This window comes from Faecalibacterium sp. OM04-11BH, from assembly GCF_003482185.1.
Lineage (GTDB): Bacteria > Bacillota > Clostridia > Oscillospirales > Ruminococcaceae > Faecalibacterium > Faecalibacterium tardum.
The window spans coordinates 132,026-149,708 of record NZ_QULS01000004.1; the positions used below are offsets into that span (position 1 = coordinate 132,026).

At 49.1% G+C, this 17,683-nt stretch carries 15 protein-coding genes and 1 pseudogene; 4 read left to right on the forward strand and 12 right to left on the reverse strand.

What is annotated here, in order from left to right; genetic code table 11:
- The first annotated feature begins 133 nt into the window (after positions 1-133).
- The 3 genes from DXB44_RS05605 to DXB44_RS05615 all read left to right on the forward strand — a co-directional run bounded on the left by DXB44_RS05605 (position 134) and on the right by DXB44_RS05615 (position 2,258).
- Positions 134-340, forward strand: a complete 207-nt coding sequence (locus tag DXB44_RS05605; protein WP_118658027.1) for a DUF1778 domain-containing protein — start codon at positions 134-136, stop codon at positions 338-340.
- Between the two features lie 163 nt (positions 341-503).
- On the forward strand, positions 504-1,787 hold the full coding sequence (locus DXB44_RS05610; protein WP_118658028.1) for a YaaC family protein: 1,284 nt from the start codon (positions 504-506) through the stop codon (positions 1,785-1,787).
- Entirely contained in the window at positions 1,788-2,258 is a 471-nt protein-coding gene (locus DXB44_RS05615) for a hypothetical protein (RefSeq protein ID WP_158581878.1), read from the forward strand.
- 514 nt (positions 2,259-2,772) lie between these two features.
- Here the strand turns inward: DXB44_RS05615 and DXB44_RS05620 are convergent.
- The 10 genes and pseudogenes from DXB44_RS05620 to DXB44_RS05665 form a co-directional block, all read right to left on the reverse strand.
- A complete protein-coding gene (locus DXB44_RS05620) occupies positions 2,773-4,158 on the reverse strand; it encodes a site-specific integrase (RefSeq protein ID WP_118658030.1) in 1,386 nt (461 codons plus the stop codon).
- Between the two features lie 15 nt (positions 4,159-4,173).
- The gene (locus DXB44_RS05625) at positions 4,174-4,464 is read right to left on the reverse strand and encodes a helix-turn-helix domain-containing protein (protein ID WP_118658031.1); all 291 of its coding nucleotides are present in this window, start codon (positions 4,462-4,464) and stop codon (positions 4,174-4,176) included.
- A 40-nt stretch (positions 4,465-4,504) separates the two neighbouring features.
- Positions 4,505-4,705: pseudogene (locus tag DXB44_RS05630) on the reverse strand (ATP-binding protein); the annotation flags it as partial.
- 89 nt (positions 4,706-4,794) lie between these two features.
- On the reverse strand, positions 4,795-5,076 hold the full coding sequence (locus DXB44_RS05635; protein WP_118658032.1) for a hypothetical protein: 282 nt from the start codon (positions 5,074-5,076) through the stop codon (positions 4,795-4,797).
- Between the two features lie 39 nt (positions 5,077-5,115).
- On the reverse strand, positions 5,116-5,832 hold the full coding sequence (locus DXB44_RS05640) for a hypothetical protein (RefSeq protein WP_118658033.1): 717 nt from the start codon (positions 5,830-5,832) through the stop codon (positions 5,116-5,118).
- A 534-nt stretch (positions 5,833-6,366) separates the two neighbouring features.
- Positions 6,367-9,660: a DEAD/DEAH box helicase family protein gene (locus DXB44_RS05645; protein WP_118658034.1), complete on the reverse strand. Its 3,294-nt coding sequence runs from the start codon at positions 9,658-9,660 to the stop codon at positions 6,367-6,369.
- Between the two features lie 19 nt (positions 9,661-9,679).
- Positions 9,680-10,822, reverse strand: a complete 1,143-nt coding sequence (locus tag DXB44_RS05650) for a restriction endonuclease subunit S (protein ID WP_118658035.1) — start codon at positions 10,820-10,822, stop codon at positions 9,680-9,682.
- A 31-nt stretch (positions 10,823-10,853) separates the two neighbouring features.
- Complete coding sequence (gene xerA, locus DXB44_RS05655; RefSeq protein WP_118658036.1) at positions 10,854-11,822, reverse strand: site-specific tyrosine recombinase/integron integrase; 969 nt, start codon at positions 11,820-11,822, stop codon at positions 10,854-10,856.
- Between the two features lie 66 nt (positions 11,823-11,888).
- Positions 11,889-13,022 carry a restriction endonuclease subunit S gene (locus DXB44_RS05660; RefSeq protein ID WP_118658037.1) on the reverse strand — a complete coding sequence of 378 codons (1,134 nt, stop codon included), beginning with the start codon at positions 13,020-13,022 and terminating at the stop codon, positions 11,889-11,891.
- A gap of 27 nt (positions 13,023-13,049) precedes the next feature.
- Complete coding sequence (locus DXB44_RS05665; RefSeq protein WP_118658038.1) at positions 13,050-14,549, reverse strand: class I SAM-dependent DNA methyltransferase; 1,500 nt, start codon at positions 14,547-14,549, stop codon at positions 13,050-13,052.
- A gap of 147 nt (positions 14,550-14,696) precedes the next feature.
- Between DXB44_RS05665 and DXB44_RS05670 the strand changes: the two genes are divergently transcribed.
- Positions 14,697-14,954, forward strand: a complete 258-nt coding sequence (locus DXB44_RS05670; RefSeq protein ID WP_243111033.1) for a hypothetical protein — start codon at positions 14,697-14,699, stop codon at positions 14,952-14,954.
- A 59-nt stretch (positions 14,955-15,013) separates the two neighbouring features.
- On the opposite strand, the gene DXB44_RS05675 is transcribed toward DXB44_RS05670, so the two are convergent.
- Positions 15,014-17,116 carry a hypothetical protein gene (locus DXB44_RS05675; RefSeq protein WP_118658039.1) on the reverse strand — a complete coding sequence of 701 codons (2,103 nt, stop codon included), beginning with the start codon at positions 17,114-17,116 and terminating at the stop codon, positions 15,014-15,016.
- On the reverse strand, positions 17,113-17,535 hold the full coding sequence (locus DXB44_RS05680; RefSeq protein WP_118658040.1) for a response regulator: 423 nt from the start codon (positions 17,533-17,535) through the stop codon (positions 17,113-17,115). The genes DXB44_RS05675 and DXB44_RS05680 overlap by 4 nt, the downstream gene beginning before the upstream one ends.
- Positions 17,536-17,683: the final 148 nt, after the last annotated feature.

Here is a 17,683-nt window from a genome sequence, read left to right on the forward strand (position 1 = left end):
ACGAGTATGCAAGACGGAATAGTATACAAGAATAAATCAGCATTTCTATGCAAAATGCATACTCGTACGAGATGGACAAATGGCAGAGACATGATATAATACCTATAATAGTTAAGAGAAAGTTGGTGCGATTATGGGCGGAAAGACGAGCACAGCTAGCAAACGGAAGTTTAACGATAAAACATATCAGCGCATTGTGCTTGATGTTCGGATTGATAGTGATGTGAACAAGGAAGCAATTCAGCAGGCTGCGGAAAAAGCAGGTCAAAGCTTGACGGAGTATATGCTGGAAGCGGTGCGCCGTCGCATAGAACAAGACCAGGCTCTCGGGGGTAGTTAAAAATATGTTCTCTGTCGTTGTAATCCCCCAGTAGTCCAGTTATTCTATTTCCCCATGTCTAAAAAAAATTAAATAACACCTTATGCCATTGCCAAACATAAAATTTTAAAGATTTTTGCAAAACACAATTACTATTCGGAACATTTAACTTGTGAGGTAAAAAATGGTTTCTCAATGGAATGCTTCTGCCACAGCATGTAAAACCAGTTCTAAATTGTTTGAGCCATTTGATATTAAAACATTTGACGATCTCAGTGAAAAATATAAATCTCTGTCTGCGGAAGATAAAGGCAAATATAAATCAATGGACGACTATGTTGTTCAACATGACGGGCCAGAACTTTCGAATTTAAATCGCTCTTATATAAAACTAGTTAATGAAGTTAATTCTAGACTGATGAGCACTAGACTCCCTGAGCGGCTTCCAATAGACTTATTAATACAGAAAGATGCAGTACTAGATTTATTGGCTTCTCTGGAAAACGAGAATTACATTAAGGAGGTATATAAAACCAAAAAACATAAAGTAAAAGATGGCCTTAATACAACTGAAGCGATTTGCCTGATGGATTGTATTAAACAGGGTAGGAGTTTATTTCATGCTGGCGCATGTGCGGATACGATAGCAAAACCTCTAATAGAATTTTATGCAGCCTGCGCATACGCTTACGCAATAATCGTTATCAATTCGCCACTCCACAAATCTATAAGAACATTAAAAGGATCGCATGGACATACTTATAATCATTCATCAGGAGCAATTGAATTTGGAGGAGATATTCCAAGCGGCACATTCTTAGATCTTTTATGTGCGTTATCTACAGCTCAAATTCGTAATGATAGTATAAACATAAAATATTCGCTTCTTCCATCAATTGATATGATTCAAAGAAATAGTATAAGTATATCTTTGATGGCTCTTTTATCAATGGTACCTGAGTTGAACGGGTACTATACACAAGTCGATACAAGTCATCATCTAGTACACAAATTAAGTGTAGATGCTGGAATCGTCAATTCGAAAGCAACTTATAACTTTTATATTGGAGATGGTATAAACAAACCAGATAAAGAAAAGCTCGAAAAGGCTTTTCATGTCACTAATATTTCTGAAAATCAAGGCAGTTATCAATTTTCTGTTCCATCGGAAGAAATCTCGACCATTATGCCGTGCGTTTACCATGATTTGAGAGGACAGCTTTGGTATATAGAATCGCCTATTGAGGGAATGGTTCTTCCTGAATTATGTCTTCATTTTTTGATTATCAGTGCATTGTGTAATATTATGAGATACTCTCCTCCTGAATGGAGCAAAATCCTTTCAAACAAAATATCTTCACAATTTTCTTTATTAATAAGCAAATATCTGCGACTTTTTGAATTAAAGTATCCTATACTTGTGTCTGAACTTGTAACCAATTTTTCTCCCATAATTACTGATAAATAGTTGAGTTTTGGAGGTACAATATGTGGCCTAGAAATAGATACAGAGGCCCGGGAGGCGGGCTCTATACTGGCCCAGGTGGTGGACTCTACACTGGTCCGGGTGGTGGTGCTTATAGAGGTCCTGGTGGCGGACTCTATACCGGCCCCGGAGGTGGGCTCTATACTGGCCCAGGTGGTGGACTTTATAGAGGTCCTGGCGGTGGGCTTTATACTGGTCCAGGCGGTGGGCTTTATACTGGTCCAGGCGGTGGGCTTTATACTGGTCCAGGCGGTGGGCTTTATAGAGGTCCTGGTGGTGGGCTTTATATGGGGCCGGACCAGAAGCCGTATATGTCCAATTGGCCGCCGCGTGAATATTTATTGCAGTATCTTTCGAATTATGGAATGCAACAATATGCAAAGTATTTACTTCAACATGGCTTCTAATGTGAAATTGAGAAAGCAGTGCAGCAAACTGCTGGTAAACAAATAAAAAGCTCTCCGCCCTTGATTTTAGAGCAGAGAGTTAGTAGTTTGTTCTCCCCAGAACAGGGAAATTGCCCGAAAGAGTATGTTTTCAACATCTTTCCACAATGTTTTCAACCGGCGAAATTATGATGCTGTTCGGGCGATACTGCAGGGTAAAATATGCAACGTCACATCCGCTCGCTCCGTCAAAAGAAAGTGCGACAAAAATGCGACAACGAGGTGTGACTCGACAAAATGAATCTCAACAAGAAAACGTAAAAGCAACGAATTATCTGTATAAAATCGCACACAAATAGATATGGAAAGACATATCAAGCCTCTCTTTTAATCAGAGGGCCAGGGATTCGAGTTCCCTCGAGCGCACCAAAATCCAACGAAGAATCGCAAGATTCCTCGTGGGATTTTCCTTTTATACGCCATTTGCACGGTCTCTGCACGGTTTTTGCACGGTCCGCATTTTTCGTGTCAGATAGAGTAAGTCTGTGAATTGCTCTGCAATTCGTGCTATTTTTTGCAATTCAGGTCAGCAGAGCCAGGCGAAGCTGCGCTTTTACGGCGGGGTCTGCGTCCTTCAGAAGCTCCAACAGTGCCGACACGGAGATGGTCGGTTCTGCTTCAACCGGGGCAGCCTGCACAGGTGTTGCTCCCGGCTTGTAGAAGCCTTCCTCGAACTTTTTACCCAGCTTTTTACGGGAATCCTGCTGGATGTGTGCATAGGTGTTGACCAGAAGATTAGCGCTGGCATGGCCCGTTGTGCCCTGTACCGCTTTCACATCGCCGCCGGAGATCATCAGCTGGTAGGTGGCACTGGAATGCCGCAGACCGTGAAACACAATGCGAGTGAACTCCGGGTGCTCGTCCTGCCACTTGATGAACTTCTTGCGGATGAGGATCGGCTCCACCGCCAGACCATTGGGCAAGCGCAGGAGCATCCCGCTGTTGCGGTAGCGTTCCGGCTCAACGGCTTCGTCCATTTCCAAACGCTTTAGCCAGTGTTTCAGTTCTTCTTTCAACACTGTCGTCATGAAGATGGTTCGGTTGGAAGATGCTGTTTTGGTCTTTTTGAGCACCAGCGTTGTGGTACTGCCCTCACGCTTATCCTCAAATTCCTGCAAAATACAGTCCTTGCCCGTTTTTGCCAGCGATGCCTTTTGGACACGCTGCATACACTTGTTGATGCGGAACGTGCCTGTGCCGTCTGCTCCCTCAAAATCAAGATCTTCCGGAGTCAGGCCAGCGACTTCGCCCTCTCGCAATGCACCCACCAGCGTAAGATGGACTGCCAGATGCAGAATCGGGTCCTCCATGCTGGCAAGTGCGGCCCACATCTCGTCCGCGCCCCAGATGGCGCGCTCCTGAATCGATTTCTTGGGGCTGTCCACCGGAACGGGGCTTTTGACGAGGATGCCCCACTCCACCGCATACTGGAACGCTGTCCGCAGCAGGCGGTGTACCTCGTGGATGGTCGTGCCGGAGAGAAACCGCTGCTGTTGTTTTTCCGAAAGCACCTGCTTTTTGCCCTCATAATACTGGCCGCAGGGCGTTTTGCTGAGGGTAGAATACAGGTCTTCCAGATGGTAAGGCTTGAGCTTTTGCATCTGCATATCGCCGATGTACGGAATAATGAGGTTCTGGACGGTTCCCAGATTGGATTGATAGGTCTGCGGTGCCCACTTGTGCTTGTTGCACTGTTTGGGAAGCCACTCCATCAAAAACTCTTTGACGGTGATGGTGGACGGAATCAGAAACGTTCCGTTTGCCAGTTCGTGTTCGATTTGTTTTTTACGGTTTATTGCCTCCTCTTTCGTGGAAAAACTTTCCCATTTGTTGCAGTTTTTACCCTGCTCGTCTTGGTAAGTATAGCGGACACCATAGGAGCTGCCGCGTTTCGTAATATATGCCATACGTTATCTCCTTTTTCAAGCTGCCCGGAGCCACGCATCGAAACTGTCTTTCGGGATGCGGATGCTTCCGCCGACCCGCAGGACACGGAATTCGGTAGTGCTGTTGCACAGGTTGTAGGCAGAACGCAGGCTGATGGACAGCATCTGCGCAATTTCCTCCACCGTGTACACCAGTGTTGTGGCTTTCAGGCTGTCAGTCGGAGACTTGACGGCATTGGTTTGAGTGACCACTTCCATTTTATCGCTATTCGGAATGGTCTGCAAGATATTTTTCGTATAATCCAAAGATTTCGCAGTTTCGGTCATTGCTGCCCTCCTTTTGTTAGATGCATATTCGTTTAGTGAATCAGCCGATCAACGATTTCATGGATTCCAACTTTTTCTGTGCGTTCTCTTTGCGAAGACTTGCCCCGATGCAGGAAATTGGAACGCACATTTCCAGAATGCGATCATAAATGCGGGCGTGAGCAGTATCCTGTGGATGCCGTATCTCGTTCAGCGGCAGGTTGGTGGTGACGATCAGCGGTTTTTGGCTGCGGTATCGGCTAGGGCTTAATTGGGCGTCCAGCAAAAACTTTGGAAATGGCAGATACCGGGGTAGCGGAGTACAAACGGTCAAATCATCAAACAAGCCAATCACCCTCCCTGTCTCTGCGATTCCAGCATTTTCAGGTGCTTCGAGCGGATAAATTCCAGATAGCGCTGCAGATTGTCAGAATACTTTTCAATTTGCTTCCAGTTTTCCGGCCCTGTCAGAAGATCTGGGTACTCACGAAACGTGAGTTCCCAATTCTCGATAAAGGCGTCATAAGCACCTTCAATCGCAGCGATGTGGATGGAATGATCCGCAGGTGCTTCAACAGATTTTTTCAGGGCTTTTTGATCACTTTCGGTCAGTGCCCTTTTGTGCCCTTGCATTTTTTTGAAATGCCGATCAGAAATCGACTTCCGTCATCATCAAAAGATTCGACCTTCACGGAAGGGCTTTTTTGTAGAGGAAGCAAGCTGCTTATCTCGCTCGCTTTTCGGCTTACGAAGTTCTGCAACGATTTCCGGCCGCTGTTCCTTCGGAGCCTTAGCGATAGCGCAGATCTCACGGTCAGCAGCTTTGATTTTCCCGTTTAGAATTTCCTCCCGGGCACCGGGTGCTGCTTCATCGGCAGCCTCCACGCCGTTCATGTACTTTTCGGCCCGCTGCACATAACCCTCGCTGGTGCCGGTCTCGTTTGCAATCCGCTGCCGCGTAATGTGGCTGCCGGATTTATTTTGGCAGGGATCATTTTGATCCGTGGCATCTTTCTTAGTAGATGTGTACTGATTGCCGCGGTTTTGCGAGATCTGTTTTTCCACTTCATACCGCTTTCCAATCAGATACTTTCTGCGCTCCGGTGTCAGGTTGCGCCGCCCAAGCTGATGATTGCAAATCCAGATTAAAGCTTCCTGACGGCTGGAAAACTCCATTTCTTTGATCTCATATTCGATAAACGAATGCTTCCGCAGGATGTTGTAGCGGTTATGCCCGTCCAGAATGGTTTTGTTCCACACAATGATCGGGTCTGTGAGCTTTCCGTCTCGAATCATGTTCATTTCAAGCTGCTGGAGCTCCTCAAAACTCAGCGGCAAAATTTGAGCGGAAAATTCGGGGTCTATTTTGAGACTGCTTAGTTTCAGCATATTATTTGCCTCCTTTGACAACAGTGTACCGGTTTCCGCAGCAAAAGTTTATGGACTAGTGGTCCAAGTTACCCACCCTCTTAGTCCATGTGTTGTATACAATGATGCAAAATAAAAAATCCGAGCCAATTCTACGATGCCATGGCATCGTATGAATCAGATCGGAGACTTGAAAGCGTTCGCAGAAAGATGCGAGGGAGTATGGAGTCAAAAATATGAAGCGTTTTGCCCCAGTTAGTACTTCAATATTACTATTTTTGGGAAATCGGCACAACCATATAACCGTCTTTGATGAAACTATTTTTGTTTCATCGATGACATTGTACCCGCAAGCAGGGCAGACGTATATACATCTGCTATTTTTGCGTTGCAAAATGCTTGTTGGAAAATCCCAAACCCTTTCAAATCTGCACCGTCCCGGCGCAGGCTGCGCGATGGAATCGCTGAATAGCACAAAGGCATGTTGGAGTCCAGATGTAAAGAAAAAACGGCAAAGCAGATAAAATCCACTTTACCGTTTTAGAAAGTATTCTATTATGCTGCGATTGCATTGGCGTTGACCTGTTCAATGGTCTTGCGAATACCAAGCCATACACTCAAATCTGTAAAGACCTCTACGATGCTTCCCTGATCTGTAAAAGGCGGCTCCTGCAAAACGGAGAGGTCTTTCATCATGCCATTATGTACGATGTACTCGACAATCTGGTTGACAAAGTAAATCTGTCGGCTGTCGAGGTTAGCACCATCCAGATATTGCGAAAATGCAGCTTTCGCCGCAGCCATATCAAGACCAACAATTTCCCGCACGAATTCGCCCAGAGGCTTTGTGCCATATTCGGCTTCATAATCCTCTTTTGTGCCGACCTCGCTCCAAAGAATCTTTTCAAGCTCCCTGACATCCTCGCCGGTGAGCGGGATGTTGCCTTTCAGTTTGGCGATAGCTGCATTATCCTGATGCTGCCGTACATAGTACTCAGCTTTTGCCTTGTAATTTTTCAGATCATCGTTTTCCAGTTCGGCTTCTTTCCATTCTGTCGAAAGAATTTCGTCCGAGAAATCTGTGGTGTACCGTACACGCTCGATGGGAATGTATTTGATGAGGTTGCGCAGTTCCTTTCGGATGTGCTCAAACTCGTTCACATCGGCGGTTTTGATGTAGTCGGTCTGGATGATTTTTTCCAGCAGGGCGCGCTTCTTGTCGATCTCCGGAATGTTGGACACGCTCGCAACCGCCTTCGCCTTTTTCAGCAACTCACTGCGGCCACGATTATACGGCTTCCCGGCAAGATATGCCAACTCGATGCCGTACAGCAGCGCATCAAAACGCAGTGCTTTCGGGTCGTCCGGCTCCGGTTCGATCAAGGGGGCAAGTTCTTCCCGGGCAATCAAGGTATCTGCATAGGTCAGCGCATTGTAACTGTTCTTGTCCGCATACAACTCGACATATTTCAAATGTTGCTTGACCGCAAAATTGTCACGATTCAGCTTCTGCACCTGACTGACCATGTGCTCCACCAGTGAAGTCCGGAACGCTTTCAGTTCTTCCGTTTGGAACTGCATATCCTGCAATTTATACGCGATTTCAAACTGCAAACCGAAAATTGCACCCTGAACGGCAATCATATTCGGGGTAGCATTTCCTTTGTTCATGCGGAAAAATTCAAAATTTCCGCAAAAGTCAAAAATGTAAAACTTCTTCTTGTCCTCACCATCCAGAAGCCCCGGACACAGGCGGGTTCCGCGACCGATCATCTGCCAGAATTTTGCCTTGCTCAGAACCTTTTTGAAAAAGACCAGATTCAGAACCTCCGGCACATCGATGCCGGTGTCCAGCATATCCACCGAGATGGCAATCTGCGGCAACTTCTTCGGGTCTGAGAATTCGTCAATGGCACTCTGCGCATAATTGAGCCGATTGTCGATCACCCTAGCGTAGCCGTTCATGTGCGGATATTCCTGATTGAACACTTTGAGGATCTCTTCTGCGTGGTCGTGGCTCTTGGCAAAAATAATCGTTTTTCCGATTTTGCTGCCGTAGTCGATTTTCAAGGCGTTCTGCATCACGACATTCAAGACCTGCCGAATGGTGTCCTTGTTGAACAGCCAGCTGTTCAGAGCAGATGCATCAATGCTGGCCGGCAGGTTGCCGTTTTCATCCTCAAAGGTGTTTTCGTAGGCTTCCCGTTCTTCGTCCGAAAGTTCATCGTAGGTGATGCCTTTCTTCATGAACTTGACTTCGCTCTCCACCGAGAGGAAATCAACCAGAAAGCCATCCTTGACGGCCTGCGCCAGCTCATAACCATAGGTGGGCACACCGTTTTCGAGGTCAAAGATCTCGTAGGTGTTTTTGTCGATCTCATCCTTGGGCGTGGCAGTCAGGCCAACCAGCGGTGCATCAAAATAGTGGAAGATGTCGCGGTATTTATTGTAGATGGAGCGGTGCGCTTCATCGCAGATAATTAAATCGAAATGACCACAGGTGAACAACTTGCCCTCTGCATCGTGAACGGAATCAATGCAGTTCATCATGGTCTGATAGGTCGAGAACACGCAGTGTGCCGTAAAGTTGTCTTTGTCCTCGCAGAGGTTCGTCACGGAAAGCTCCGGCAGGAGGTTGACAAAGCTGCGCTTTGCCTGGGTCACAAGACTGTTGCGGTCAGCCAGAAACAGCACGTTCTTGACCCAGCCATGCTGCAACAATACATCCACCAGTGCAATGACGGTACGGGTCTTGCCGGAGCCTGTTGCCATAACAAGCAGAGCCTTGCGGCGGTTCTTGCGGCCAAAGCTGTCACAAACAGCCTTGATGGCACCTTCCTGATAGTACCGTCCGGCAATGTTTTTGTTTACATCCACATTGGCAAGGCTGGTGCGCATGGCTTGCAGATTGAACCATTTTTCAAGGTCGCGCTTGGAGTAAATGGAAGCGACCTTGCGCTCGGGATAGATATTGTCCACGATTCGGGTATCGAAACCGTTGGTCAGGAATACCACCGGGCGACGGCCAAACTGCTTTTCGAGAATATCTGCATACAGCTTTGCCTGCTGGCGGCCTACTGCAACATCCTTACAGGTGCGCTTTGCTTCGATCACAGCCAGCGCACGGCCATCATCGCCGTACAGGACATAATCTGCATAGCCGGTGCCGCTCTTGTTGGGCATCCCGGGCAGAGGGACCTCGTTGACCCAGTTTTTGCCCTCGACCCACCCGGCATCAGTGAGCATGGAGTCAATATACAGTTTCCGGGTCTTGTATTCCGAAAGTTCCAGCGGCTTGGGTACATAGGTGGGCTGCTGCGTTTCGCGGCGGGCAGTCAGCTGCGCCTTGAGCTCAGCGTTTTCTTTGATGAGTGCATCCAAGTCCACATCCGGCAGGGCGGGCTGTGCAACGGGTGCAGCAGGCTGTTGTGTAAGCAGGGAAGCGTCAAATTTCTTTTCCTGATAGCTTGTTCCATAGCAGTACGCCACGAAATCAAGGAACAGAAACAGGTTTTCGAGGCAAAGAGCTGCCACATCAGGGCTGGTTTTGTGGCTGTTGTGGGCACTTCCATTTCCGTTTCTGCGGATATAATCCAGTCTGCGCCACAGGTCATCGTCCACAATATCGTGAAACTCTTCGGTGCTCATCAGACTGACCAGACGATCATCCCATGGTTTTACCAGCGAACCATCGACAGAATACATCCACTTGATGGCAAACTCCATTGCTCGGCGGGATGCCATGGCGGAGTTTTCCGCATCAATGGGCAGGATCCTCTCCGCAGCGATCGCGGCATCCGCAAAGCCGGAAAACTGCGGGTCATCCTTCAGAAAGTCAAAGTTGGTCAATTCTCACACCTCCCGGCTTCTATTTTGAACGATTTTCAGCCAAAATGCAAGTGCTTTGCACAAAAAGTTCTGCGAACAATTTTGATTTGTCTACCTCGGCTACAAAGGCGGCAAACTGGTTTTGGAGGGAAAGAGGAACATCAAAAATTCTGCATTTCTTCAATGCAAAAATTTTTAATTCGGCGAATGTTGTACCAGACGCAATGCTCTCGTAGTCAGTCATAATTCGATCTTTCAGTGTGTAAAGCAGAAAAACGGGATTATAGTTTTGGCTTGTCAAATGAACCCATAGTACTCGGCCATCCTTAAAATAAAAGGGTGCATCTGTATCAACAACCCAAATTCTTCCATCTGGACAAATTGACGGCATTAGCAAATCACCTTTTTGAGGTTTTCCCGTTGCTTCGCACAGTTGTTTATAATGTCCCTCTGTAATAAAGAGCTCTGGCCGTATCGATTTTCCCTCAGCCAATGCACCGACTTCCGTTCCTCGGTAGAATGGTATCCCCTCAGATTGAAGTTCTTCTACAAAAACACGTTTGCTGGAGCCAACATCTGCCACTTGGTCGAGATTCTTTGTGACCCACCCCTTTGGGTTTAATCGACAGTCCCCAAACATCTCCACAAATCGAGCTTTGATAAGCTCGTCCAGCTTGGTGAGTTGCTGTTTTCGATGTGCAATCAGATTGCGTGTTGCTTTTAATTCTTTGACTATTTGGTGTTGCTTTTCGATATTCGGAAGAGGAATTTCAATCTTTTCAACAATAGATTTTGAAATTTCTTTAAATGTCGCACCACGCCCCAAAGAATTGAGATAATCTGTTTTCGACTTCAAGAAAAAATAGAGATATTCATTATAAATCGCGTCAGAACAAATTAGGTTTTTGAATCCCTGATTGCAGCACATTTCGCAACCTGCAATCGCAGTTTTTCCTATCGGCGCACGAGAAGACAGAATTACAGTTCCCTTGGGCAGGTATGATAATCCCGTTTTTTCTTTTCCATATTCTGTAATATGTCGAACGGAATCTGTGATATAAAAAGAGTCTTCGTTTAGCTCAGCAGGTGTAATCCATTTAACAGTGCCGTCCCAATATTCTGCAACTCCTGTTTTCGGAGTGGAGCCTGACACCACCGTACAAATATCGCCTAATTTTGCCATCTGTCTCTCCCACAAATTAGAAGTTGCCTTTTCAGGCAATAAACTTCTGGTGGGAGGTCTTGACGTTGTTCTGATTCACGATTGCATACTGCATGGTGGTGCCGATCTGCGAATGACCGAGGATTTTCTGTACCTGCTCAATAGGCATTCCCTTGTCGATGGCGCGGGTAGCCATGGTGCGGCGGAATTTATGCGGGTGGATCTTGTCCAAATTCAACTCCCGGCCCAATTCCCGCAGACGGATCTCCACGCCGCTGATCTTCAAGCGGTCAAACGGGGCATCCAGCGTCACGAACAGCGCCGGGTTTGCATCGGTGCGGGAGCGCAGATAGTCCTGTAAATGCAGCTTTGCCTTGGCATCAAAATAAACCCGGCGCTCTTTGTCGCCTTTGCCGAACACTACACACTCGCGGGCTTCAAAGTCGATTTCTGAAATGTTCAGATTCACCAGCTCTCCCACACGAATGCCAGTGGAATACAACAAATCAATCATGGCAAGGTCGCGCGCACACTTGCAGTTATCCCGCAGGCGTTCAATAGCTTCGTCCGAGATGGTTTCCTTCACGGGCTGTTTGGTCTTGATTTTATGGATGCGGCGCATGGGGCTTTTGAGGATGTAGTCCTCTTCTTCCAGCCACGAGAAAAAGCTGGAAATATTCCGGCGCACATTGTCGATGGTCACTTTGCCGCAGTTGTTGATCTTCTGATATTCCACCAGATACCGCCGGATTTCTTCGGTGGTCATCTTGCGCAGAGGCGTGTCCACGGTTTGCAGCAGCCGCTCCACGGTAACGCGGTAATACTGGATGGTGCGCTCAGAGCAGCCCTCGATTTTCTTGGCATCAAGGAACAGCTTCAGATATTCCTCGTTGGAAATCTGCTCTTTCTGCGCTTCGGATTCAGAAAACGTCTGCAACAGCACCTCTTGCAGCTTTTTCATCTGCGCAACATTCAGGTACTCTGCCATCTCGTTGATGATCTTCACGATTTTGTCTTCCATATTGGCGCACTCCTTTTCTGGTGTACCAACATCCTGCTCCGGCAAAGTGCCTGTTGTTGCTTATTATCAGCCAAAATACTGTTGCATCAGGCTGTCAAAGAGTAATTGTGTCTGGTCAAGGGCTTTCTGCACTCCAACTTTTGATTTGTCGACCTCGGCTACAAAGTCGGCAAACTGGTTTTGGAGATCAATCGGCGGTAAAGAAATTTGATAATTTTCCAGAAAAGAGGCGGGAACTCTTCGCTGCCCTGCGCTTCCGGTCATATTTTTTGCTGCATCTTTTCTGAATTTTTCAAAGACAGTCAGTGCATAAATCCAGTATGGATTTGTTTTTTCTGCAATGGGGCGTATTACATGAAACTCCGTTGAACCAAAGCCTATTTCATTCTTCAAATTTACCGCCACAGCGCCCTTGCCATTTTCCATGCAGGGCGTTATTTTTGCGAATAGAACATCTCTCTCTGAGAAATACGTAAATCCAGTCTTAACTTCATCATAGATTTTTATAATTGAACTGTCCATTTTTCCATTTTCAGTCACAGCAGGCATTGGAACAAATGAAACTTCCAGATTAGGCTGAAGCCGTATATCTTCGCTTTTCTTAGGATTAATTTTACAGGCTTTTCCCAATGTGCACTGAGGCCAATTTTCATTTTTAGCGCCAGGCTCCCCAAACATCTCGACAAATCGAGCTTTGACAAGTTCGTCCAGCTTGGAAAGCTGTTCTTTTCGGAATAGGATTGAATTCTCTACATTTGAGAGAACCCTTGCAATGTTTTTCTGAGCATCAAGAGGTACTAACAATACTTCTGTATCAGTCAATGTACTTTTGCTAATGGCTTTGAATGTGCTTCCCGTGCCCTTCGCATTCAAATCACTAACTTTTGATTGAATAGCGTACCATAAATATTGGGGGTCGCAAATATTTTCGTTAACTTGAATCGCAGCCAAGCCTCTCCCAATGCAGCAGTCTTGGTCTGCAACATTCATTGCTCCAATCGGTGCACGAACAGAAATTAAAATGTCGCCCGTGTGTGCTATTTTAGTTGGCTCGCTACACCACACTCTAGCAGCCGGATGCAACCGTCCAAAATCTGCATTTCCCTGAAAAAATGGGAGTCCTCTCCCGACTTCATTGTATGTAGCTGAATCTGGGGACTGTCCCATGTTCACCGTACAAATATCGCCTAATCTTGCCATCTGCTTCTCCCACAAATTAGAATTGTTTCATTTCAAAAGTTCTTCCAAAGCGTCCATCTCTGCGTCGATCTTCTTCTGCAAATCACGCAGCTGTGCCATAATTTCCTGTGTGGAAGGATACTCCACCGGCACATACTCGGTCTTTTTATACTTGTTGATGGACAAATCATAGTCATTGCCCGCGATCTCCTCTTTCGGCACAAAGAAGCTCTGTTCCGTGCGCTCACGGGTGGCTTCAGCCTCCCGGTTGTGGAACCGGGCGATAATATCGGGGATGTCGTTTTCCGTGGTCGGGCTGCGCTTATCGTCCAGAGAGAAGCCGTCGGCTTTCATATCGTAGAACCAGACGTTATCGGTGCCGCCGTGGCCGGTCTTGGTGAAAATCAGGATGGCAGTAGAAACGCCCGCATAGGGCTTGAACACGCCGGAGGGCATGGAAATTACGGCTTCCAGACGGTTGTTCTCGATGATCTCCCTGCGAATCGCCTTGTGTGCAGTGGAAGAGCCGAACAGAACGCCATCCGGGACGATGCAGGCACAGCGTCCGCCGACCTTCAGCATCCGCAGGAACAGAGCGAGGAACAGCAGCTCGGTCTTTTTGGTCTTGCAGAGCTTGAGCAGGTCGGTGGAAACAATGTCGTAGTCCAGACTGCCCTTGAATGGGGGATTTGCCAGAATCAGGCTGTATTTGTCCTTGTCGGGGTTCTGGTCGCTCAGGCTGTCGCGGTACTCGATGAACGGGTTGTCCACGCCGTGGGTCATCATGTTCATAGCACCGATGCGCAGCATGGTGCGGTCCATATCGAAGCCGTGGAACATGTGGTTCATGTAGTGGTCTTTGTTTTTGCGGTCAAAGAACACTTCCTGCTTGCGGTTTTCGCGCAGATATTCGCCAGCGGCTACAAGGAAGCCCGCCGTGCCGCAGGCCGGGTCGCAAATCACATCGTCAGCACGGGGCTGCATCAGGTCAACCATCATGCGGATAATGTGGCGCGGCGTGCGGAATTGGCCGTTGACACCTGCCGTTGCCAGCTTGGAAAGCAGGTATTCGTAGATGTCGCCTCGAATGTCAGTGTTGGAAAGCTGCGCCGCCTGCTCATACATTCCGTCCATGGCAGTCACGATTTTATCCAGCATCAGCGGCGTGGGCACTTTGAAAATGGCATCGCCCATATACTTGGCGTAGGCACTGTCCTTGTCGCCGTGCAGATTCTTGATGAAGGGGAACACCATCTCCTGCATGGTGGAGTACATTTTGCCTGCCGGAAAATCGTGGAAAACGCTCCATTTGAGCTGTGTACCGTCCACAGTGCGCTCCCCGACCTGTACCTCGCCCGCAAAGATGCTCTTGTAGGGCAGCCCCAGCATAGCGGCTTCTTTGGCGTGGGTGTTATCGCTTTCATCGAGGTCGTGAATGAACATCAGATAGGTCATCTGCTCGATCACATCCAAGGGATTCGTCAGGCCGCCTGTCCAGAAAATTTCCCACAGGCTGTCAATTTTGCTTTTCAGTTCTCCGGTTACCATGTATGTTCCTCCTGCGTGTCGAGAAAATAAGCCCGACAAACAATAATTTGTTATACTGTTATTATACCGTTTCTTCGGGATCGGTTCAATCTGCAAAAGGAGGAAGCTCGGAGTTTTCTACATTGCACACATTATGCGCCCATCAAGGTGGAAAACATGATCCTTGGCGGCGGCATCCTGCGCAGCGGCGGCAGGACAAAAATCATTCTGGTCATCGACTGTCTGGGAACATGGTGCGTTGGCATTCCCTTGTGTCTGCTGGCTGCCTATGGGCTGCGGTGGGGCATCGTGGGCGTATATGCCCTGCTCAACGCAGAGGAAGCGTTCCGGCTGGTCTTGTCCCTTGTGATGTTCCGCAGTCGCAGCTGGATGGTCAGCCTGTCTGAGAAACAAAGCGTACCCTGAAGAGCGCAAAATGCCCGCTCACCGTGGAGATTTGGACACGGTGGGCGGGCGTTTTATGTTTATTTTCCGAGTACAACGGAGAGCCTGATCTCCTTTTCCGTCTCGCTCAGGTCAAGAGCGCCGCCATCGGCGACGGTCACGCGCAGCTCATAGAGCGTACCGGCGGTAAGTTCCGTTACAGCCTTGCCGTCCTCGTCTGTGATCGACCACAGTGCAGGATCGACCTTTGCCAGCTTGCCGTCCACGCCATAGGCGTAGAGGGTCAGACCGGAGGTGCTGCCGGACAGGTTGTTCATACGGAAAGCTACCGTGGTGTTGGGATGTACGTTGCGGACGGTCACAGTGTTGCGCCAGCTTGCAACGGTGCCTTCGCCGCCGTCCTGCGCAAACCGCTCCTGCGAAAGGACGTTTCTTGCCGCCTGATCAAGCTCGACCTTGCGGTAGGGCATTTCGGGCAGATAAACAAACCGGTCCTGCAGACGAAGCAGTTCCAGATAGCCCGTCGGGCAGTAGAGCGCGTTGCCGCTGTTGCCGGCATACATACCAATGGCCATGTTGTTGTAGCCGTATTTGTTGGAAACATCCATCGTGAAAACCGTCTCGCCGGTTTCAAAGTCCAGAATGATGTACTGCCACATCCCGGTCGTCACATCCTGCACATAGCCGTAGATATAGCCCGTTGCGGTGGAGAGTTTCAGGATGGAGGTGTCGCTCAGGTCGTTCCGGCACCAGACGCTCTTCATCTCGTAGCCGTTTGCGGTCTTTACGGTGTCCACGCGCTCGATGCCGGGGGCGATCATGATGTTGCCCTTCATGAGCCAGTTCTGGTCGTAAATATTGGCGTAGCTCTGGATGGAGGAGTCGTTGTTGGGATCAGCCAGACCTGCATTGCCCGCACCGAACCAGTTGCAGACGATGGTGCTGACGGTGCCCTCGCCGTCGTCATAGACGATGGCAGAGTTCTCAACGGCCACCTGATAGCCCTCGGGCAGGTCATCCAGCACCGGGGTGCTTGCCACGACCTCGCCGGTCTTCATATCGAGTGCAAGAAGGTTTACAGTGTCCTGATTATCCGTGAACAGCACAAGGTTCGGTGTCAGCGTGGGCGAGCAACCGCCGCCCCACGCAAGACCGCCGCCGGTGGTCTTATCGCCTTCGCCGCTCACCTTTGCACCCGCGCTCTCATAGGGCGTGCACCATACAACGTCTACGCCTTCTTCTGCGCGCAGAAGATAGCAGTTCTGGTTGGTCAGGACCACCGCACCGTCCTTGGAGGCGGCGATGCCGTTTTCAGCGCCCTCGCCGGGGGTCAGTTCGTGGACAAAAACAGCCTTTGAAAGGTCTGTCTGCTCGCCGTTCAGGATCGCATCAATGGCCGAGCGGGCAATATAGCCGATGACGCCCTGCTGCTGGCGCTGCGGATAAATGCGGAAGCCTCCCGTTGCAAACCAGAGGTTTCCGTCATAGTCAAAGACCACGGACAGAAGATTCTGCGTCAGTTCTTTTCCAAGCGCGGCTTCGGCGGCAGCCTTGATATCAATGTCCAGCACCTTTTCAAATTCCGGCAGAACATTGCCGTTTTCATCCGTTGCGCGGAGCATCAGCACATGGTTGTTGCTCGTGGGGCAGACGATGCGGTTGGATTCGTCAAGGAAGGTATAGGAGCTCTGGATAACGTAACCGCCGCCGTCATGCTGTTTGGGGGAGAAATAGCCGAGCGTCTTTGTCTCCTCGGCGTTCAGGTCGCGGATGGCAATGCCGCCCAGCAGCGGCACAACGGCATGACCGTAGCTGTCAAAGTAGATGGCGGGCGAAGCGTTCGCGTTCGTCGTCTCATAGGAAACGTTGATCTCCGGATAGATGGCAAGCGGCAGGATCTCATCCGTCGAGTCGGTGTTGTAGCCGTCGTGATGAATGTTTGCATCACTCTTGGCCATGTAGGGGTTTTCCTCCACCTGCTTGGGGTTCAGAGCCTTTACCGGCAGCGCCGCAGAGGCTTGTTCCGCTGAAGAGGGCTGTACCGCAGCGGACGGGGCAGCGGGCTGCGAAGCGTCAGCACTGTCTGCCGGCGTCTGTGTTCCGCCGCAGGCAGCCATGGAAAGGCACAATGCTGCGGTCAGCGACAGGCTTAACGCAGAATGGACGATGTTTCTCTTTTTCATAAACCGTTCTCCTTGTTGTGTTCGTTGCGGTCAGACCAGTGCTGCTCCGCCTGATTTTTTCCATCCAGCCAGATGCGGAATCCCTGCCGCAAGGCGGCTTCGGTCACCGGCTCCAGCAGAAAATAGTCTGCACGCAACCGGAAGGCATGGAGCGAAAAATCCAGATCGCTGCACCAGATAATGCGTGTCTGTGGACAAAGCGCGCGCAGATGCTCTACTGCATTCAATCCGTCGACCCCCGGCAGGGCAATCACGGCATTTGTCAGCGGCTCGTTGCGTGCAGCCTCAAAAAAGCTTTCCTGATCGTGGTAACAGTCCATTTTCGGGAACAAGCAATGTTCGGCGCAGAACCGCGAGATCTGCTCTGCCAGAAAAGCTTCCTGCGCCCTGCTGCTTGTCAGCACGGCAATTCGGTACACAGCGTGCCTCCTTTCTCTTGCGCCATCGTTGGCGTTCTCTGCTTTCAGTATACGGACAGGCATGGTCTTTTCAAGCCATTTAGCACGAAAGCCCCTTTTCCGTCACGAAATCCCATTTTCGGCTGCGACATAACCGGGCAACTGTGCT